The following is a 20,376-nucleotide window of genomic DNA, read 5'->3' as shown; positions in this document are numbered from 1 at the left end:
TGACGAAATGCGCGTTTTGGTGATTGAAGACCATCCCGATCTGAACCGCCAGCTCAACCGGGCACTAACGGACGCTGGTTACGCGGTCGATGCCGCCATGGATGGTGAAGAAGGTCACTTTCTGGGTGACACAGAACCCTATGATGCCGTTGTGCTGGATCTGGGATTGCCGCAGATTGATGGGGTCACAGTGCTCGAGCGCTGGCGCAAAGACGGCAAGGATTTTCCCGTGCTTATTCTGACGGCGCGGGACCGCTGGAGCGAAAAGGTTGCGGGGTTTGATGCCGGCGCTGATGACTATCTTACCAAGCCTTTCCATACCGAAGAGCTATTGGCGCGTTTGCGCGCTCTTACACGTCGAGCGGCCGGACACGCCTCTTCCAGCATTGATTGCGGTCAGCTGTCCGTCGATACGCGCGGTGCTCGTTTGTTCATCGATGGGGCACCGATCAAACTGACATCGCATGAATTCCGTCTGATCAGCTACATGGCGCACCATCAGGACCGTGTCATTTCTCGGTCCGAGCTCGTCGAGCATATTTACGATCAGGACTTCGACCGGGATTCGAACACGATCGAGGTGTTTATCGGCCGGCTGCGCAAGAAAATTGGCTCTGACCGGATCGAAACCGTGCGTGGACTGGGCTATCGCTTGATCGATCCAGACGCCAAGGCCGCGTGAGTCAGCCAACCCGATCATTATTCCGGCGGCTGGTCCTTACCGCTATTGTATGGACCCTAGTGGCCCTGATTGCTGTGGCGTTGGCACTCACCACGCTATTTCAAAACTCTGTGCTGCGGGACCTGGACGATCGTTTACAGGCTGTTGCACTCACCGTTATCGCGACAGCAGAGCGTGATGGTGATGGCCGGGTGGAGCCGTCGCAACCGCCCCTCGATAGCCGGTATAACCGTGCCTTCCAGGGACGCTACTGGCAGATCAACGAAATTGTCGATGAGAGCGTAGGCGAGGTCATCGGCGAATCTGAATCGCTGCTCGATGAAGTTATCCCGGTGGAGGCGGATGCCTTCAGTCTGGCATTACAGAACTTCGGACAGCCGATCGCGTACAACATTAAAGGACCGGACGATCAGACGCTCCGCATTATCATGCAAGCCATCGAGTTGCCGGGTGATGATGGCCGCGTCCTTGTTCTGGCGGCAGAAGATCGCCGTCCGGCAGATGCAGAAGTGCGTCGTTTTGCGGTCGTCTCCATCATTATTTTTCTGGTGTTCGGAGTTGCACTGTCGGCTGGTGTGATTGTGCAAGTGCGTATCGGCCTCGCCCCGATATACAAGATGCGCGATGCCGTCGCTGAAGTCCGGGAGGGCCGGGCGGAGCGGGTTGAAGGCGATTACCCTGTCGAATTGCAGCCTCTGGGCAGCGAACTGAACTCTCTGCTGGATCATTCGCGTGAGGTCGTTGATCGTGCCCGAACTCATGTCGGCAATCTGGCGCACGCGCTGAAGACACCGATTGCGGTTTTGCTAAATGAATCCCGAAATTCGGAAGGTGAATTGGCGTCGGTCGTTCAGCGGCAAACCACCACCATGTCGCGACAGGTGGATCACCATCTCCGGCGCGCTCGTGCGGCCGCTCATGCAAAAGCGTTCGGTGCGAGAACGGAAGTTGACAGCGTGATTGATGATCTTTCGCGAACCTTATCAAGGATCTATTCGCGAGAGGCCAAAACAATTGACGCCTATACGGCAGATGGCCTCGTCTTTCGTGGTGAACGGCAAGACCTCGAGGAAATGATAGGGAATCTTGCCGACAATGCCTGCAAGTGGGCGTCCGGAAAGATACGGGTTGCCGGGACGTTCGGAGCTGACGGCGTGATCAAAATTAGCGTCGAAGATGATGGCCCGGGAATGAGCCAGGAGCAGATGGAATTGGCGCTTCAAAGAGGTGTCAGACTGGATGAGGAAGCTCCGGGGACCGGGCTTGGTCTGTCCATTGTGGCGGACCTGGCCCGAGTTTACGGTGGCGAACTTGAATTGAGCACATCAGATCTGGGTGGGTTAGCAGCCACACTTTTGCTGCCCGGCGCGCATCGCTAAAGGCCGATTAACGATATTTGCCTAGCCTCCACTGTCATTTGCGATCCGAGGCCATGAAAGCTTTATCTGAAAAACAGAAAATCAGCCTGATTGCGCTTTGGCGCAATTTGCCGACGGTAACACGTGAAAGCCTTTTGACGGCGGCTGCACACGACAGTCGGCTGGGTCAGATTCTCCAAGAAATCGACTCCGAAGCCGCCGAATGCCCTCGCGCATCCGAGGATGAATTTTTTGAACGGTTTCGCGTATTCAAAGACTTGATTGGCGGGATTGATCAGCCACCAACGCACGCCCGTTTCACCGAAGACTGTTTAAGAGAGGTCGAGAAAATATGCGACCCCGACACCCGGAATTGGCCCGGTCAGGCCGCGAATATTGATCAGCAACAATCATGGCGGACAGCAGCGGCAGATAGCGTTCTGTCGAAGATGGAGAGCGCCCGAACTGATAAATCGCTAAAGAAAACTCTCACCGATTTGTTAGGCCCTGCGTTCGAGAACGAGCTCAACGAAATCGCCTGCCTGCTCAAACATGACACAGCCATTTGTTCGGAAATTGCAGGGTTGCCGAAATCGATCCCAAATTTCTCGGAGGAATTGGTTGTCGGCGTTCGCGATTCCTATGAACGAATTTGCTCACAAGCACCTGAAGCCAGTCTCTGGTTCCTGTATATCGTCACAGCACGGCTTGAGAAAACGGCTCAGATTTTCCGGGCCGTCGAAAAAATCGGTAAACGCAGTGACGATGCATTGGTATCAAAAACCGACCTGGCGGATATCGGCGATCTCGTGCTGGCCAATGCAGAATTCTGGGCCGATCAGTTTTCCAAACAGCCCAAATCTCTGGAAGAGGCGGATGCGGCCGGGGCGGCTTTAGCCAAATATGTTGAAGTCACGGTGGGAATGACACGTGAATTCGGTATCAGGAAAGACGGGCGTTGGGGAAAATCGCTATTTGCTATTCGAGCGAAAGCATCCGAATCGCTGGAGAGCTTTTTCAAGCATGTGGAAAAGACGTTTTCGCGTGCGCTTCCACACCCAGCCAAAGGCCAGCATGGACTGGCAAAGCCCGGCGCGATGCCCGACCCAGCCAGGATAGTCGAGGCCGAGTCCGGTCTTCGCTTTCTTGCGCTGGCAGGAGAGTGGGCCAGCCAGGCCGCCGTCGGAAGCTCGCAAAAACACGCAGCAGATTTTGCTCGTGAGGAAATTGACGAATGCGCCCGCGCCTTGCTTGAGATTCTCCGGACCGCAGAGGGCGAAGATTCTGACAAAGCGTCTGAAGCGATTGCACTTTGTGTGCGTTACATGCGCGCCTCGAAGGATGAAGAAAACGCAGCTTTGATCCAGCGTCGCGCCGTCGCGGTCCGGGCAAACGCCGCCTGATTTTCTTGCCTTCCTTGGCCGGGGTGATAAGCCGCGCGCCATGGCAAAAACATCCTCCCCTGACATTTTAGCGCTCGAGGCGCGGGCCCAATCGGCGGCGAAGCTCTATTCGCCGAGTGCGACGAGGAATAGCGGCCCTATCCGGGAGGTGCTGACCGGATTATTGCCGGAAGATGCCCACGTGCTGGAAGTTGGATCAGGTACGGGCGAACACGGCGAAGCCGTCTGCATGCTCCGGCCCGACATCCGGTGGACACCGAGCGACCCCGATCCGGATTCGCGCGCAAGCCAGTCTGCGCGATCTATAGAGATTGAAGGGTTACAGAATCCGCTCGCGCTCGATCTCACTAGCCCGGATTGGTCAGCAGGGCTGGGTGTATTCAATGCTTTGATTTGTTGTAACGTGATCCATATCTCGCCTTGGGACGTGGCAGAAAACCTTGCACAGGCAGCGGACAGCCTGCTGGAAAGTGATGGATTCGTGTTTCTCTATGGCCCTTACCTCGAAGGCAACGCAACGGCATCTTCGAATCTTCAATTCGATGCAAGTTTAAGGGTACGAAATCCGCAATGGGGCGTGCGCGCGCTTGACGCGGTGACGGATCTCTTCGCGCGGTATAATTTCGAGCTCACATCGCGGATTGATATGCCCGCGAATAATCTTTCGCTCGTTTTTCAGCGACTGGTGAAATGATCGCGCTATCGATTTCTCTTGCTGTCATCGGATTTGCCATCGCGGCCTTTGTGATTTGGCCGATTGCGCGCTCTACACCCCAGTGGCGCGCGCCTCTTATCCTTTCCAGCATCGTGTTGTCTGCTGCCCTTGCCTATTTCGTTGGTGCGCAACCAGGCCAACCCGGGGCTCCGTATGCGGAACGCGCGGAGGCACGCCTGGCTGCGGATCCGACATCCTTGTCACCGGCGGAGCGGATTGAGCGGTTGCGTGATTTGATAAGAGAACACGATCAGGATGCCGACAGCTGGGCCCAACTTGGCCGGATGCTGGCGCGCAGCGAGCGCGAGCTCGAGGCCATTAGCGCGTTTCAACGCTCGTTACGAATTGAAATGCGGGCACAAACGCTTTCGGACCTTGGCCAGACTTTTATCAATTTGAATGATGGCACGGTCACAGAGCAAGCAGCAGCGGCTTTTGAAGAAGCGCGGCGATTGGATCCGGCCCTGCCGGAACCTGCGTTTTTCCTGGGGCTTGCGGCTTTTCAGTCGGGCGATATCGAGGCCGCGGAGCAGGCCTGGTTTGATATATTGGCCCGTCTTGATGAGAATTCGCCGTACAGGATTCTGATTGCGCAGCAAGCTTTCCAGCTTCTATCCCAACCTCAAGTGAGTGAGGAAGCAGTAAGTCAGGCTGCTGATGATGAAAATCTGGAGCCGGCAGCGCGAGCTGCGGCCATGGTTGAACGCTTGGAAGCGCGCGTACAAAACGGTCAGGCAAGTTTCGCCGACTGGCTCCGTGTCATCCGAATTCGCGGCCTGATAGAGAATGAAACCGGCGCCATTGAAGCCTTGAATGAGGCCCGCATCATATATGCTGATAATGCAGGGGCGATGGCGATCCTCGACTTGCTGAGTGCGGCGTTACAACAATCAAATGAGGCTGAAGAATGAGAGCCCGTTCCCAAAGACTGATCATGGTCGGCGTTGCCGGACTGATCCTGATTGCCTCCGTCGGATTGGCGTTGGTGGCATTGAGAGACGCCATTGTCTTGTTTTACAGCCCAAGCGAAGTCGCCGCCGAACCTCCTGCCATTGGTGAGCGTATTCGCGTTGGCGGTCTGGTCGTTGAAGGCAGCGTGGTGCGCCCCGCCCAGGGGGGGGCCGATTTTTCCGTCACTGACGGGGTTGAGACGATCCGTATCAGCTATTCAGGCTCTCTTCCTGACCTGTTCCGTGAAGGGCAAGGCATTGTCGCCGAGGGGGCGTTTCAGTCCCCGGAAGTTTTCCAGGCTTCGACCGTCCTGGCCAAGCATGATGAGACCTATATGCCGCCGGAAGTTGCTGAAGCGCTGCGTGAAACCGGCGTCTGGCAGGGCGAGGAAAGTCGATGATCGCAGAGATCGGCCGTTTCCTTGTTGCACTCGCGCTGATTCTGTCATTCGTTCAGCTGGCTGCTGGCTGGAGGTTTGCGGGGGCTGGTGCCGCCGCGATGGCCCAGCTTTCCGCGCGGGCGTCCTATGCAGCTCTGGCTTCTGCCGTGACTGCCTTTGGCCTCCTGATCGTGCTATTCTTGCAGTCGGATTTTTCGGTCGCTTACGTCGCCAGCCACTCTCACGTCGATAAACCTCTGTTCTACAAGATCGCCGCAGCATGGGGCGGCCATGAAGGCTCGATGCTGCTGTGGTGCGTCATGCTTGTGGCCGTTGGCGCTGCGCTGGCGCGGTTCGCTCTGGCGCATGATCCGAGTTTGAAATTCAGATCGGTTGCTGTTCAGGCTGTTCTTCAGATCATGTTCCTGGGGTTTCTGGCATTTGCCTCGAACCCGTTTGACCGGCTTGTCGAAGTACCGATTCAAGGTGCTGATCTAAACCCAATTCTTCAAGACCCGGCACTCGCGGTTCACCCGCCAACGCTTTATGTCGGGTATGTCGGTCTGTCGGCGGCTTTCTCACTTGCAGTTGCGGGACTGATTGAAGGCCGGGGAGGCAGAGCTATCGCGTCTGCCTTGCGGCCCTGGTCGCTTGTCGCGTGGACCGCTTTGACAGCGGGTATCGCGCTAGGCTCCTGGTGGGCGTATTACGAACTTGGCTGGGGCGGCTGGTGGTTCTGGGATCCGGTTGAAAACGCGAGTTTCATGCCCTGGTTGATAGCGGCAGCCTTGATCCACTCGGCGATCGCGACTGAACGGTCCGGGAACTATGCGGGATGGACGGCCTTTCTGGCCATTCTCGCCTTTTCCATGTCGACGCTGGGCGCTTTTCTGGTCCGCTCAGGCGTGCTGACATCCGTTCATGCGTTTGCGTTGGATCCGGAACGCGGGATGTGGATTTTGGGGATCATGACGGTCCTCGCAGGCGGAGGTCTTACACTCTTCGCGCTGCGATCCCATACGCTTGGTAAAGGCGACGGGTTTGCCCTGACAAGCCGCGAAGCCTTCATCGGGGCAAACAATCTTCTGCTCTGTGCTGTTGCCGGGACTGTCTTGATCGGGACCTTGTATCCTTTGATCGGTTCCGCTTTGGGTGCCACCGGCATTTCAGTTGGTGCCGCCTATTTCAATGCGACAGCTTCGCCCTTCTTGGCTGCCTTATTGATTTTCCTGCCCTTGGCTCCCTTCCTGCCATGGGGCAGGGCCGGGCTGAACAGGCGACTGGCCCTTCGCGCTTCCCTCTGGATCCTGCCCGGCGTGCTCGCCGGCATCTGGGCTTTCTTGATCGGCGGATCGGGCGTCGCGATCGGCGCGGCGGCTCTCGGCGGTTGGACGCTGGCCGGAATTCTCGCGGATATCTGGCAGCATCGGCAACTCGCCGGAGTGGCAGTAAAGTTTGGTTTGGCCGGCCGGGTGCTCGCGCATGGTGGCGTCGCGGCAATTGCATTGGGAGCCGTTGCAGACTCAACAGGTGATCCGGAGAATGCGCGGGCCATTGCGCTGGGAGAAAGCCTCAGCGCGGGCGGGTACGAGCTTACGCTGGCTGATGTCACGCGGGCAGACGGCCCGAACTTCCTCGCCGATGAGGCCCGCTTGTTGATCAATGACGGCGAGGGCGGCGTACTGACACCCCAACGCCGGTTTTATACCGCGGCCGAGCAAACGACGCGAGAGGTCGCAATCCGCTCTGCGATCGATGGTGATCTTTACGTTTCACTGGGTGAGCCGCGCGAGCGGGAGGACGGTACGATCGCCTACGAACTTCGTGCCACATTCAATCCCCTGGTCTGGCTGCTGGGCCTGGGCGGGACACTGATCGTAATTGGCGGGATTATTGCCAGTATTGGCAGGGCATTTGAGCCACGCCGACGGGAGGCTGCGACATGATCAAGGTGCTTCTGATTGGCTTGCTGCTGCAGACGACGGTGCTTTCGCCTGAACAGGAAGCTGAGGCAGCGGCCCTCATGCGGGAAATCCGTTGTGTCGTATGTGACGGGCAATCTATTGGCGATTCCGACGCGCCCCTTGCGCAGGACATGCGCCTGTTTGTTCGGACCCAGATCGGCGCAGGCGCAGATCCTGAATCGGTGCGAATTGCTATGTCACAGCGCTATGGAGACGAAGTTCTGCTCCGCCCGCGTCTCACGGCGCAGACTTTTCCGCTATATGCTGCCCCTGTTCTCCTGTTGATCGCAGGTGCATTACTAATCGGATTGGCTTCACGGCGGCGCTAACGCTCGTGTGAGCAAGGATTGACTTGCGATAATACACGAAGGCGTCCAAATCGGCTTCATGAGTTCATGGGAGGCCGGGATGCCACAATCGAGGAAAGTCGAATTTACAGGTGCTTTGGGTGACAAGCTGGCAGCGAAACTTGACCTGCCGATCGGGTATCCGCGTGCCTTTGCGCTTTTTGCCCATTGCTTTTCGTGTTCTAAGGATATTCACGCAGCCTCCCGAATTGCGCGACGGCTGGCAGCTGATGGCATCGCCGTCCTGCGGTTTGATTTCACCGGGCTAGGGCACTCCGAGGGTGATTTCGCAAACACCAATTTTTCTTCAAACATCGCCGACCTTGTGAAAGCGGCGGGGCACCTTGAGTCCGAATTCGAGGCCCCGGCCATCCTCATCGGCCATAGCCTTGGTGGAGCGGCTGTAATCGCAGCAGCCCATGAAATTCCATCTGTGAGAGCGGTCGTGACAATCGGAGCGCCGGCTGATGCCGAGCACGTGGCTCAACAGTTCGCCGGTTCTATTGCTGAAATAGAAACCGAGGGTGAGGCAACGGTCGCGCTCGGCGGGCGCCCATTCAAAATCAAGAAACAATTCCTTGATGACATTTCCGGACGAACGCTTGAAGAAGCGGTCACGCATCTGAAACGACCGATTTTGGTCTGTCATTCACCGATTGATGCAACTGTCGGCATAGATAATGCCACCCGGTTGTTTGTTGCTGCCAAGCACCCGAAAAGCTTTTTAAGCTTGGATACTGCGGATCATCTTTTGTCCAATGAAACCGACTCGCACCATGTCGCGGACGTGGTGTCGGCTTGGGCAGAACGGTATGCGGCGCCGGATCCGCTCCCGGCACCGCCGAAGCCCATAAAAGACGGGGTCATTGTTCAAGAGACCGGTCTGGGCCGGTTTCAGAACTGGGTGGTCAATCAGGACCACGCGATTCTCGCTGATGAACCAGGGGCTGTAGGAGGCCTGGGCTCTGGTATGACGCCTTATGGCTATGTCTCGGCAGGTCTAGCCGCCTGCACGTCCATGACAATCCGGATGTATGCAGATCACAAGAAAATACCGCTCGACCGGGTAACGGTCAGCGTGGTGCATAACAAGAGCCATGTGGATGATTGCGAGAGTTGTGAGGCGGGAAAGGCGGTCAAGATTGACGTCTTCGAAAAAGAGATCCGCCTTGAAGGTGCGTTGGATGACGATCAGCGCGCGAGGCTGATGGAAATCGCAGACAAATGCCCGGTCCACCGCACCTTTCATGCTGAGGTGAAGGTGCGCACGCGGCTTGCGCGATAAAGCTGCCAAACTACGGTTCGTAATGTTTTCGTAAGAAAGCGGACATCTCAACGATATCCGTCGCCTGTCACCTTGCTGACAGGCTGGCTTATAGTGCGAGAGGAATAAACGCCCAATGCTTACCAGAGTTCGTTCTGTTGCCCTGATCCCGCTTCTGGCTGTGTCCTGTGTGCTTGGCGCACCGGCCTTGGCCCAAAGCGAGGACGTTCCGCGTTATGCAGAAGCAGTGCCGAGCGGTTTGCCGCTCTCGCTCGCTGATCTGGTCGAGGATGTGAGCCCATCAGTTGTTTCGATCAATGCGCGCATCACTGCGCCCACGGGTCCGGATGGAATGTTTGGTCCTGAGTTCGAGGGGATGCCGCCGCAGTTTCGTGAGTGGTTCGAGCGTCAATTTCCCGATCAGCCGCAACAACGCCCTGAAGGCCGCTCGCTTGGATCCGGATTCTTTGTTGATGCGCAAGGGCACGTTGTTACCAACAATCATGTCATTGAGAATGCGTCAGAAATAACCGTTACACTTTCCAACGGCGACGAGTATGAGGCCGAAATCGTAGGCGCCGATCCGTTGACGGATCTCGCCTTGCTCCGTGTCGACGCCGATAATGTTGATTTTGACTTTGTGACGCTGGATCGCACCCCGGACATCCGGGTTGGAGACTTTGTAATCGCGGTAGGAAATCCATTTGGATTGGGCGGAACCGCGACGTTCGGGATGGTTTCCGCTACGGGACGCGAATTACCAACCAATGTTTACAATAATTTCTTGCAGGTCGATGCCGCCATTAACCGAGGTAATTCCGGCGGTCCGACCTTTAATCTCGACGGCGACGTCGTCGGCGTGAACTCTCAAATCATCTCACGATCCGGCGGCAATGACGGGATTGGATTTGCGATTCCGTCGGATGTCGCGGCCCGGATTGTGGACCAACTCCTGCAAGATGGTCGCGTTGCGCGAGGCTGGCTAGGCGTGCAAATCCAGAATGTTACGGCTGATATTGCTGATAGTCTCGGAATTGAATCCTCACGCGGAGCCATTGTCTCGTCAATCGTCTCCGGAGGTCCAGCGGATCGTGCGGGATTCGAGCGTTCTGACGTGGTCACAGCGATTAATGGCGAAGCGGTCGAAAGTTCCGCTGATTTGACGCGTCGCGTTGCGCAATTTGCGGCCGGTGAAGACGTCTCTTTCAATGTGATCCGGGACGAGGAGGAAATTGTCATTACGGCCACGCTCGGAGATCGTCCGGGCGAAAGCGAACTCAACACGCTGCAATCCGTTGATGAGCCGGACGAACCCGCATCGGTTTTCTTCGGGATGTCTGTTCAGCCGATGGACGAAAACAGCGCGGAGCGCCTCGGTATGGTGGATATGCCTGGACTGATGGTTTCTGACGTTGAGCAGGGAAGCGAGGCCGCAGAAAAAGGATTGCGGACGGGCGATGTAATTCGCGAGGCAGGGGGCGAAGAAGTCTCCACCGTCGAGGAATTCCGGAGCGCCATTGATGCGGCGCGCGGCGATGGCCGCAATGCCATTCTCCTTCTCGTGCAAGGCGCAGCGGGCCAACGGTATGTTGCCCTGCAAATTGAACGGCTGTGAGAAAGCTATACACCCAACGAAAGGCTGGCTGACATGCGTATTCTGATAATCGAAGATGACCGTGAGGCGGCCAACTATATTCGCAAAGGCCTCAAGGAATCGGGCCATGTCGTGGATCATGCGGCCGATGGTGAGGAAGGCCTCGAACTCGGCCGGGCCGCTGATTATGACATTCTTGTCGTCGATAGGATGCTGCCCAAGCTCGACGGACTTTCAGTAATCGAGACCCTGCGCGACGAAGGGGTGTCATCTCCCGTTTTAATTCTCTCGGCGCTTGGCGAAGTGGATCAGCGCGTGGAAGGCCTGAAGGCCGGTGGTGATGACTATCTGGTCAAACCTTATGCCTTCGCCGAGCTTCTGGCCCGGATCGAGGCATTAGCCAGGCGCCGCGATCCTGAAGCGGTCAGAACAAAGCTTGTCGTAGGCGATCTAGAGATGGATCTCTTGGCTCGCAAGGTCGTGCGCAATGCTGAGGAAATCCTGTTGCAGCCGCGCGAGTTTCGTCTGCTTGAGTTTCTAATGAAGCATTCCGGGCAGGTTGTGACCCGAACGATGTTGCTGGAAAAGGTCTGGGATTATCATTTTGATCCCCAGACCAATGTGATCGATGTGCACATCTCGCGGTTACGCTCAAAGATCGATAAGCCCTTTGATGACGCCTTGCTGCATACAGTCAGGGGTGCAGGATACCGGCTGCAAGCCTAGCCGGATCGGATGAGTGCATGACACGGCGTCTGCCGTCCTTTGTTAGAACCACGGCATTCCGGCTGACGCTTTTGTCAGCCGGTCTGTTCGCACTTTCCAGTTTTCTGATCCTTGCCTTTGTATATGCCGCGTCCGCTGGCGCTGCTATTAATCGCACAGACGCGGTCATCAACGATGAACTGGCTGCGCTTGGACGCCGCTACGACGAGGCCGGCATCGATGGCGTAAATCGCTACATCCTCCAGCGAACGGTGGGCGGGAGCGATTTTCTATACCTGCTGGTCAATGAAAACGGCCGATTGCTCTCTGGAAACCTCAATGGGTTGCCCGAAGTTGATGCCAGTAGCGAAGGATGGCTGGACTTCGTCTATGGACGGGCGCCAACAGGCGATGAGAGTGACGCGCAGGACGAGCGGCGCGCCCGCGCCCGGCTGGTACAGATTGGTAGCGGTCATGCGGTTTTTGTTGGCGTCGATGTTGAGGATGAAAACCGGCTGATTGGCCGAATGCTGCGGGCCATTCTCATTGCATCCGCATTGGTCATCGCGTTGGGTATTGCCTCAGGTGTCGTAGTCTCCCGGAGGTTTTCGCGGCGGCTGGACCATATCAACTCCGTTGCGCGCAGCGTTCGGGGTGGAAAGCTGGCGTCCCGTGCGCGCCAGAATGGCTCCGGTGACGAGCTTGATGAGTTATCCGGGAATTTCAATGACATGTTGGACCGGCTGGAGGAGATGGTTCATCGCATGCGCAATGTCGGCGATTCGATCGCCCATGATTTGCGCTCGCCGCTAACACGCATGCGGAATCGGATGGAGGCGGCTCTACGAGCGGACGGCGACCGCGCAAGTCGCCAGGCCGCTCTGGAACAGGCACTCAATGATTCAGATGAGTTGTTAGGTGTTTTCAACGCCATTTTGTCCATCTCGCGTATCGAGGCAGGGGAGAGGCGCGATTCCTTTGAAGTCTTTGACCCAGCCCAAATCGTTGAAGATATGGGCGAACTCTATGAACCAGTTTGTGAGGATTCCGGTCACGCTTTCGGGTTGGAAAGCGCCTCAGGATTGCGGTTGCGCGGTGACAAAAGCCTTGTATCGCAGGCCATGGCAAACATGCTGGATAATGCTGTGAAGTACACACCGGCTGGCGGCGCCGTTCAATTGCGTTTGCGACGCTGCAGCGACGGACGCGCTGAAATTTCGGTAACTGATACCGGCCCGGGAATCCCGCTGGAAGAGCGTGCTCGTGTGACGCAACGATTTGTACGCCTTGAGAAATCGAGAAATCAGCCCGGCTCCGGTTTGGGGCTTAGTCTGGTAAAAGCCATTGCCGATGTTCATCGGGCAGAACTGGTGCTCGACGAAGGTGCGGGCGGTCTGGACGGCATGGGGCCGGGGCTCCGGATTGCGCTGGTGTTTCCATCTGTCGAAGACAGGGCTTGAATTCCCACCGAAAGCGTCAAGTCTGCTTGAATGGCCGGGACAGATTCTCTTTTCGACCTGAATTCATTCTCTTCCGGGATCGAAATCGGTGAGGGAAGCGGGCTCGATTTTCCCGCTTCATTGACAAAGGCCGACATCCGGTTTCTCGAATCCGTATTTGCGTTGTCGCCCTATCTCGCGCGCTTGGCCCGCTCGCGGCTGGGATTGATCGCGACCTTGAAGGGGCTACCGGTCGCCAAGGTGCTCGACGATTTGCAAGCGCACATTCTCGATCTGCCTATGAGTGTTTCGAATGAATCTGAACTTGCCGGCCAGCTGCGGCAGTTAAAAGGCGATGCGCATCTGGTGCACGCACTCGGCGAGCTTTCTGGGGCCCTGGATATTATGGAGTCGGCAGAGGGCTTATCGCGGTTGGCCGACGCCTGTATTCGCGCCGCGCTTGAAGGTCATGTGCGGTTGGGGCTTGAAACCGGTAAATTCGAAGAGCCCGCAGACTGGGCCAACCCTTTGCCCGGCGTTTTTATACTCGCCCTCGGAAAGCTCGGCGCAGAGGAGCTTAATTTCTCGAGCGATATTGACCTGGTCGCCCTTTATGATTCCTCAGCGCTGACCGGCCTGATCGCTGCAGAACCTGAACGTCGATTGCCGCGTTTGATCAAGGCGCTATCCCGCTTGCTCCATGACGATACGCCGGATGGATATGTTTTCCGGATGGATTTGCGGCTGCGGCCTGACCCTTCATCGACGCCCGCCATTCTCTCCATCAATGCGGCGATGAATTATTATGAATCGCGCGGGCAGAATTGGGAGCGGGCCGCCTATATCAAGGCGCGCCCCTGTGCTGGAGATCGTGAATGTGCCGTCGATTTCCTGGCAAATCTACGACCGTTTATCTGGCGCAGGACGCTTGATTACGGTGCGGTTGAGGATATTCATTCCCTGGCACGTCAAATCCAGTCGGTCGGCGCTCGCGCCAGAATCAAGCCTGCGGGCCATGATTTGAAACTCGGCCGGGGCGGTATTCGGGAAATCGAATTTACAGCCCAAATTCCACAACTGGTCCTGGGCGGCAGGCAGCCTGAATTGAGAATCCGTTCGCCCTTCGAGGCTCTGGATGCACTCGCCGCCAGTCGAATTGTTGAACCGGCTGCGATCGCGGACCTGAAGGCCGAGTACCGGTTTTTGCGGAGTGTTGAGCACCGGCTCCAAATGGTGAGTGATGAGCAGACACAGGAGCTGCCGTGCGAGAATGGCGCACGACGCAAGCTCGCAATTTTTTGCGGATTTCCCAATCTGGAGGAGTTTGACGACCGCATCACGTCTGCACTGCAGACGGTTCATGGCCATTTTTCCAGTCAGTTCGGCGCAGCGGACAGTTTGGCAGATGAGCTGGGTAGTCTCGTCTTCACCGGTGTCGATCCGGCGAAGGAGACGCTGAATACGTTGAGCGCGATGGGCTTCCAGTTTCCTGATATTGCATGGGCGCGGATGAATGCTTGGTTATCCGGGGGAGCCAGAGCGATGCGCACTACGCGCGCTCGCCAGGTTTTGACACGGCTGGCACCGCGGCTCCTGAGGGCGATGGCGGATACCGGTGAACCCGATTCGGCATTGACCCGATTTGCGGCATTTATCGAAGGGCTGCCGATAGGCGTTCAGCCGCTTTCCATGTTGGAGAATGAGCCAGATCTGGCGCGTGAGCTGGTGACCGTCATCGGCCTCGCGCCCAGCATGGCGACGACGCTGGCGCAGCGCCCTGCGGTCATGGACGTCATGATGGATGCGCCTTTCGCGCGTCCTCTCAAGGATGACCCGACTGGCGAGTTGGGTGAGCGTATGGCCGCGCATATGTCCGAGGCGATAGATCCCGAGGACGCGATGAACCGGGCCCGGCGGCTGGTGCGCGAAGAACGGTTTCGGATCGGCAGTCAGCTTCTGGTCGGACGCGCGGATTTCAGCGCGGCCGGCAGAGCATTCGGCGATGTTGCGGATCTTGCCATTTCGGCCATGGCGACCGTTGCGCTTGAACGGGTTGTCGATCGCTTTGGGGATCCGCCCGGCCGGTTTTCAGTTCTTGGATTAGGCAAGCTTGGTAGCCGGGAATTGGCCGCTGATTCCGATCTGGACATCATGCTGGTCTATGATCCTGCTGACGGGGCAGAAGGCGAAGCGCCCTCCTATTTTTCTCGATTTGCACAACGCCTGGTCAGCGCGTTGTCTGCGCCGACCGAGGAAGGCAGCATGTATGAGATAGATATGCAGCTTCGTCCGTCGGGAAAAGCAGGGCCGATTGCTGTGCGGTTGTCGAGTTTCCGCGATTATTACCTGACCGAGGCTTGGACATGGGAGCGGATGGCGTTGACCCGCTTACGCGCGATTACCGGGGATGCCGCGCTTATTGCCGACATAGCTAAAGCGATAAACGCCGCACTTGTAAGCAAGCGGTCGTCAGAGCAGATAATCAGCGACGCGCTTGAAATGCGGAGGCGTCTCGAACGGGAACGGCCGGCCATCGGCGACTGGGACTTGAAATTAAGGCCTGGTGGAATTCTCGATATCGAGTTTGTCGCGCAGCTTGGACAGCTTCTACTCGGTCAAGCTGGCCGCTATGTCCCTCAACCGGATACGGCGGCACAAATTCGTTCTATCGAGGCGGCCGGCCTCCTCACAAATGAGGATGCAGACCTTTTTTGCAGAGCGTTGAAACTCTGGCTGTCATTGTCGCAGATCATCCGAACGGCGCATGGTTCCGGTTTCGATCCCAACTCTGCATCCAGCGGATTTTCGCGGCGGCTCTCAAAACTCAGCGGTCAGGCGTCCATGTCCAATCTGATTGCGCATGTAAACAGCACGGCGAGGGAGGTGCGCAAAGCATTCGAATTAAATATCGGTCATCTCAGTCCCGATGCGACGGAAACGCCGTCGCACTTCGTTGAGTGGGTGCGGGGCAACAATTAGGAGACCAAAATGAAATCCTCCCTCGTTATTGCCGGCTTGGCCGGAGTTATGGTTTTTGCGGCAACCGCCGACGCTCAACATCGTGGACAGGGGCGGCACGGGCCCGAACGCGCCATGATGATGTTGCGGGCGGCTGACGCCAATGGTGACAACAACATTACGCTTTCGGAAGTGCAGGCATTGCAGGCCGACATGTTCGAGTGGATGGACCGGAATGGTGACGGCGTCCTTTCTCGAGCCGATCGTTCGCCGGTCCATCAGCGTCTAGCCGCGATCCGTGAAGCAGAAGGTGCAAGCGAGAGCCGGCGGGAACGGCGACGTGCGCGTCGGGGTCAACAGCGCGATACCAATGGCGATGGCCAGATCTCGCGTGAAGAATTTCTCGGCGGCGAAAATCGCATATTCGAGCGGCTTGATGCTAACAATGATAGTGTCATTACACCGGACGAGCTGGACGCGGCGGTTGAAAATGCGCGTGAACGCCGGGAGAGCCGCCGGTTCTGGTGGCGCGAGTAGGCGTCGGGACCAGGCCGGGTAAGGAAGGTAGTTGATCGGGCATGGTAGCCGGGAAACCGACCGGTATTCATCCGGACCAGACTTTGTTAGAGGATGATGCAGCGCTGATGCAACGTATCGCCTCCGGCGACCGGTCTGCGGCCTTGGCCCTCATGGACCGCTCCTTGTCGAGGATTTTGGCTATCGCCAACCGAATGTTGGCGGATCCGGTCGAAGCGGAGGATGTAGCCCAGGATACGTTTTTGCGCGCTTGGAAAGCGGCTGGCCGTTGGCAGCCAGGCCAGGCCAGGGTCGAAACCTGGATGTGCCGGATTGCCACTAATCTTTGCCTGGATCGATTGAGAAAGAGGCGAGAGACCGCAATGGATACCCCGCCGGAAATGCGGGATGGAACCGTTTCGGCGGATTCAGACCTGGTCGCTCGTGATGCAAAGACGAGTGTGATGGAGGCGGTAAAATCGTTGCCATCGCGTCAGCGTGCAGCGCTTGAACTTTGTCACTTTCAGGAGATGACGAATATCGAAGCTGCCGCCGAAATGGGCATTAGCGTTGAGGCGCTGGAATCTTTACTCGCCAGGGGACGGCGGAAACTGAAGGAGATTCTGCTGCCGCAGCGCGGGGACTTGGTGAACAGCCTTTCAGAAGGGGCGGCGCAGGCGCCGGAGGTGATGTGATGGATATGAAGCGTTTTGAAGAACTCGCCGACATCTATGGCGGTGAGTTGGAGCGTTGGCCAGAAGACGTGCGCCAGCAGGCCGAGGCGTTCGCCGCAGAAGAAACAGCTGCAACGGACTATTTGAGAGATGCTGCCAAGATTGATGGCCTTTTGGCCGGTGTGAAGGCGGTGCCGGCAAGTGAGTTACTGGTCCGAAAGATTCTGCAATCTGCGCCCAAACCCGCCTTTGATGCAGATTGGCGGCGCCCGGCCATAGCTGCGGCATTTGCATTGATCTTTGGATTGGCGGGCGGGTTTGCAGGTGGGCTGGTGACACCGGTCTCCGAACAGGATGATGATCTGGTTTCCCTGGACTATGCTGACCCCTTTGATGGTCTAGAGGAAGATTGGTCAGCTTGGGATTGGAGCGACACATGAACCGCGCGCTCCCCTGGATCATCGCACTTCTCATTTCCTTGACCGCAAATGGAGTTATGACCGGTCTGGTCCTTCATCAGCTCGCAGGGGCTCCCCGGTTAGGCGATGTCGTTTCGCGGGATGAAATGCGACCTCCGCCGCCACGCTCGCGCGGTATGCGCACCGGCGGATTCAACATCCGCGGCTTTTTGCGCAACTTGCCGCCAGAGCATCGCGAAATGGCCCGGCAAAGATTTGACGCTGAACGCGAGACCGTTCGCGCGTTGATGCTCGCGGGCCGCGAAGCTCAACTGGAGGCGGAGGCCGCTCTTCTGGCCAACCCTTATGACGCCGAAGCTGCTGCCACCGCGCTCGACAATTTACGTCAACGCCGATTCGAAATTGAAAGCGCTGTAGAAGACATTGTGCTTGATCTTGTTGCAGATCTTCCTGCCGAAGAAAGAATTCGGGCTTTGGAAGCTGGCCGTCGGCCTCACCGGCCCAGGCGTGATCGCCGGCCGCCCCCAAGAGATGATTTCTAGCTAGCCGGTACCGGTCGCGGGTTCCACAACAAGTTCGCGATCGACCGTGTCAGATGAATCGGCTTCATCTTCTCCACCGTCATAGGGAACGATGATTGTGACCGTTGTGCCTTCACCCAATTCGCTGTCGATCTCCATGCGCCCTGCATGCATCTCGATGAGTGATTTGGACAAAGCAAGGCCCAACCCGGTCCCCTGATGGCTCTTTGAGTGCTGGCTTTCGATCTGCTCGAACGGTCGACCGAGGCGCGGCAAATCTTCCTTGGGAATGCCGATGCCTGTGTCGGCCACTTGAAGCGCCAATTGCCCTTCAATCTCAAAGCTTCTCACTGTCACGCGGCCTTCTTCAGGCGTGAATTTCACAGCGTTTGACAGCAGGTTCAACACGACCTGCTTCATTGCGCGTGGATCGGCTGTTAGATCAGGCAGCGTCTCATCCAGTTCCGACACCAGCCGGATGGATTTTTCATCTGCGCGCGCTTTAACCAGCCGCAAGCTTTGCTCGACGATCGTCGCCAGGCTGGCCGGTTCTTTTTGAAGCTGCATCTTGCCAGCCTCGATTTTCGACATGTCGAGAATATCGTTGATCAAGGACAACAGGTGTTGGCCGGACGTGTGAATGTCTTTGACGTAGTCAATATACCGCTCATCCCCAAGCGGACCGAACATCTCCCGGAGCATGATTTCAGAAAATCCGTTTACGGCATTCAAGGGCGTTCGCAATTCATGGCTCATATTAGCGAGAAACTCGCTTTTCGAGCGATTGGCTTCTTCGGCGCGGATTTTCTCTTCTTCATATTTGTTTGCGAGTTCGGCGATGCGCTGTTGATTGCGGCGGACGTCCTCAACCGTATTCCGCAGCCTTTGTTCGGATTCTTTCAGCGCGCTTTCCTGATTTTTCAGGTCCGTGATGTCCGCGCCGACACTGACCAGACCACCATCGCTGGTAGACCGCTCTGAATAGTGTAACCAGCGTCCGTCGCCGAGCTCCATCTCGTAGGCATCGCCCGGACTTGCGCCGGACTGCACTGATTTGATGGTCCGGCTGGCTGCGGCTTCGACTTGCTCGTAGCTCATGCCGGGTTTGAGCGCTGACGCCGTGAAATCGAAGAAATCCCGGAATTTCCGGTTCCACATTATCAATCGGCGGCGCGGATCCCACAGGACGAAAGATTCCGACATGGACTCTAGAGCGGCTCGCAGCCGGTTTTCGGCTGCGGCAACACGTGCCTGCGCCCCTTTGCGTTCTGTGATGTCTATGGCGACGCCCACCAGGCGGCCTGTGTGCTCGTCCTCGGATTCGCCCCATGGGCGCCCCCGCAAGTGGAACCAGAGCGGAAGGCTGCTGGCTTGAGCCTCAATGTCGATATCTCTGGCCTTCGCCGACCCCCGGATTGCTGCTGCGATGCGTTCCCGGTCGCGGTGACTGAATAGCGAGAGGAACTCGGCGCTGGATAGAACCATCGCTTCTTCACGGCCAAGAATTCGTGCAAATGAATCCGTTAGAAAGACGGTGTCATTTCGCCGATCCCAGTCCCAGACGCCGCAGCGGGCACCTTCAATCGCCAGCCGGAACCGTTTCTCGCTGTCGCCCAGTGCCAAGCGGGCAGACTTTAAACTGCGCATCTGGGTCGAAAGGGCTGCGGATAAGCCGATTGCAAAGATCACAGGCGCGACGAACAAAAGCCCGTAAAGGATCCGGGTCCGAGTCCACGTGCCGAAATCAATGCTGGAATCGCCAATGATGACCACGCTGAGATCGCCATAGGGCAGGGGCGCTGCCGCCAGAACCATTTCGCGCTCGCCAATATGCAGGCCGGTCAGAGCTTCGCCGGATTGCGCAATTCTGTTTATGGAATCCGCAGGGATGCCGAACCGCTCCGGCAGGGATTCGGTGAACAAGCCGCCGGATCTGGGAGGCTGCATCGACAAAGCATAACCGCTTGTATCCACAAGGATGGCGACATGCCGTGGATCTGCCTGTGGCAGAAGGGCTGCCGGATCAAGCTGAATCAGAACTGCGCCCACGGCCCCCGTTTGGATCTGGACGGGAATGGCAACAGCGAGTTGAGGTGGCAAACCACTCGCCGGACGCGTTGAAACGAAGCCGCCCGGTGAGGCCAGTGCGACATCGGCCAGGGCTTGAATGCGGGGTTCAGCTTGTTGTCCGGGTACGAGGAAGGCTGCGGCACTGACCGCCCGAAGGGACCGGATTGTGTCAAGGCGCTGATCAATCGTTGTTTCCAGGCTCTGCGGGTCCAGAGCGCCGGTATCAGCGAGCGCGATATTCAATGCGGTTGCTGTTTCCCGCAAAATCGCGGCCGCGGCCTCCGCGCGATAGCCCGCATCTCTGGAATGACTTTGTTGGGCCTCAGCGCGCGCCGAAGTGTTTTCCTGATATAGCTTGAATCCAATCACACCGCCGAACATTGCGGTGAACAACACAACCGAGAGAACAATCCAGAC

The 20,376-nt window shown here is 57.3% G+C and carries 18 protein-coding genes; 17 read left to right on the top strand and 1 reads right to left on the bottom strand.

Annotation, left to right across the window (positions count from 1 at the left end):
• The first annotated feature begins 7 nt into the window (after positions 1–7).
• The 17 genes from ACO079_RS05060 (at position 8) to ACO079_RS04980 (ending at position 17,910) form a co-directional block, all read left to right on the top strand.
• Complete coding sequence (locus ACO079_RS05060) at positions 8–682, top strand: response regulator transcription factor (protein ID WP_421792247.1); 675 nt, start codon at positions 8–10, stop codon at positions 680–682.
• A gap of 59 nt (positions 683–741) precedes the next feature.
• Positions 742–2,061 carry a sensor histidine kinase gene (locus ACO079_RS05055; protein WP_421792245.1) on the top strand — a complete coding sequence of 440 codons (1,320 nt, stop codon included), beginning with the start codon at positions 742–744 and terminating at the stop codon, positions 2,059–2,061.
• 53 nt (positions 2,062–2,114) lie between these two features.
• Positions 2,115–3,443: a hypothetical protein gene (locus ACO079_RS05050; RefSeq protein ID WP_421792244.1), complete on the top strand. Its 1,329-nt coding sequence runs from the start codon at positions 2,115–2,117 to the stop codon at positions 3,441–3,443.
• Positions 3,444–3,483: 40 nt separating this feature from the next.
• On the top strand, positions 3,484–4,137 hold the full coding sequence (locus ACO079_RS05045) for a DUF938 domain-containing protein (protein ID WP_421792242.1): 654 nt from the start codon (positions 3,484–3,486) through the stop codon (positions 4,135–4,137).
• A complete protein-coding gene (locus ACO079_RS05040; RefSeq protein ID WP_421792241.1) occupies positions 4,134–5,069 on the top strand; it encodes a tetratricopeptide repeat protein in 936 nt (311 codons plus the stop codon). The genes ACO079_RS05045 and ACO079_RS05040 overlap by 4 nt, the downstream gene beginning before the upstream one ends.
• Positions 5,066–5,509: a cytochrome c maturation protein CcmE gene (gene ccmE / locus ACO079_RS05035; RefSeq protein WP_421792239.1), complete on the top strand. Its 444-nt coding sequence runs from the start codon at positions 5,066–5,068 to the stop codon at positions 5,507–5,509. Before ACO079_RS05040 ends, ccmE begins: the two co-directional genes overlap by 4 nt.
• Positions 5,506–7,434, top strand: a complete 1,929-nt coding sequence (locus ACO079_RS05030) for a heme lyase CcmF/NrfE family subunit (protein ID WP_421792238.1) — start codon at positions 5,506–5,508, stop codon at positions 7,432–7,434. Before ccmE ends, ACO079_RS05030 begins: the two co-directional genes overlap by 4 nt.
• On the top strand, positions 7,431–7,781 hold the full coding sequence (locus tag ACO079_RS05025; RefSeq protein ID WP_421792237.1) for a cytochrome c-type biogenesis protein: 351 nt from the start codon (positions 7,431–7,433) through the stop codon (positions 7,779–7,781). The genes ACO079_RS05030 and ACO079_RS05025 overlap by 4 nt, the downstream gene beginning before the upstream one ends.
• 79 nt (positions 7,782–7,860) lie before the next feature.
• Positions 7,861–9,084, top strand: a complete 1,224-nt coding sequence (locus tag ACO079_RS05020) for an alpha/beta fold hydrolase (protein ID WP_421792236.1) — start codon at positions 7,861–7,863, stop codon at positions 9,082–9,084.
• Between the two features lie 115 nt (positions 9,085–9,199).
• Positions 9,200–10,678, top strand: a complete 1,479-nt coding sequence (locus ACO079_RS05015; RefSeq protein WP_421792234.1) for a Do family serine endopeptidase — start codon at positions 9,200–9,202, stop codon at positions 10,676–10,678.
• Positions 10,679–10,711: 33 nt separating this feature from the next.
• Positions 10,712–11,383, top strand: coding sequence for a winged helix-turn-helix domain-containing protein (locus tag ACO079_RS05010; RefSeq protein ID WP_421792233.1), 672 nt, complete (start codon positions 10,712–10,714; stop codon positions 11,381–11,383).
• Between the two features lie 17 nt (positions 11,384–11,400).
• Positions 11,401–12,822, top strand: coding sequence for an ATP-binding protein (locus tag ACO079_RS05005; protein WP_421792231.1), 1,422 nt, complete (start codon positions 11,401–11,403; stop codon positions 12,820–12,822).
• A gap of 30 nt (positions 12,823–12,852) precedes the next feature.
• Positions 12,853–15,780 (top strand): bifunctional [glutamine synthetase] adenylyltransferase/[glutamine synthetase]-adenylyl-L-tyrosine phosphorylase, encoded by a 2,928-nt coding sequence (locus ACO079_RS05000; protein WP_421792230.1) that lies wholly within the window; start codon positions 12,853–12,855, stop codon positions 15,778–15,780.
• 9 nt (positions 15,781–15,789) lie between these two features.
• Positions 15,790–16,296: an EF-hand domain-containing protein gene (locus ACO079_RS04995; protein WP_421792228.1), complete on the top strand. Its 507-nt coding sequence runs from the start codon at positions 15,790–15,792 to the stop codon at positions 16,294–16,296.
• Between the two features lie 41 nt (positions 16,297–16,337).
• The gene (locus tag ACO079_RS04990) at positions 16,338–16,970 is read left to right on the top strand and encodes an RNA polymerase sigma factor (RefSeq protein WP_421792226.1); all 633 of its coding nucleotides are present in this window, start codon (positions 16,338–16,340) and stop codon (positions 16,968–16,970) included.
• Positions 16,970–17,389 carry a hypothetical protein gene (locus tag ACO079_RS04985; protein ID WP_421792224.1) on the top strand — a complete coding sequence of 140 codons (420 nt, stop codon included), beginning with the start codon at positions 16,970–16,972 and terminating at the stop codon, positions 17,387–17,389. Before ACO079_RS04990 ends, ACO079_RS04985 begins: the two co-directional genes overlap by 1 nt.
• The gene (locus ACO079_RS04980) at positions 17,386–17,910 is read left to right on the top strand and encodes a periplasmic heavy metal sensor (RefSeq protein ID WP_421792222.1); all 525 of its coding nucleotides are present in this window, start codon (positions 17,386–17,388) and stop codon (positions 17,908–17,910) included. The genes ACO079_RS04985 and ACO079_RS04980 overlap by 4 nt, the downstream gene beginning before the upstream one ends.
• On the opposite strand, the gene ACO079_RS04975 is transcribed toward ACO079_RS04980, so the two are convergent.
• Complete coding sequence (locus tag ACO079_RS04975) at positions 17,911–20,355, bottom strand: PAS domain-containing sensor histidine kinase (RefSeq protein WP_421792221.1); 2,445 nt, start codon at positions 20,353–20,355, stop codon at positions 17,911–17,913. It lies immediately after the preceding gene.
• Positions 20,356–20,376: the final 21 nt, after the last annotated feature.

It is taken from the genome of Hyphobacterium sp. (assembly GCF_965228115.1).
Lineage (GTDB): Bacteria > Pseudomonadota > Alphaproteobacteria > Caulobacterales > Maricaulaceae > Hyphobacterium.
This window is presented reverse-complemented; position numbering and strand designations above follow the sequence as displayed.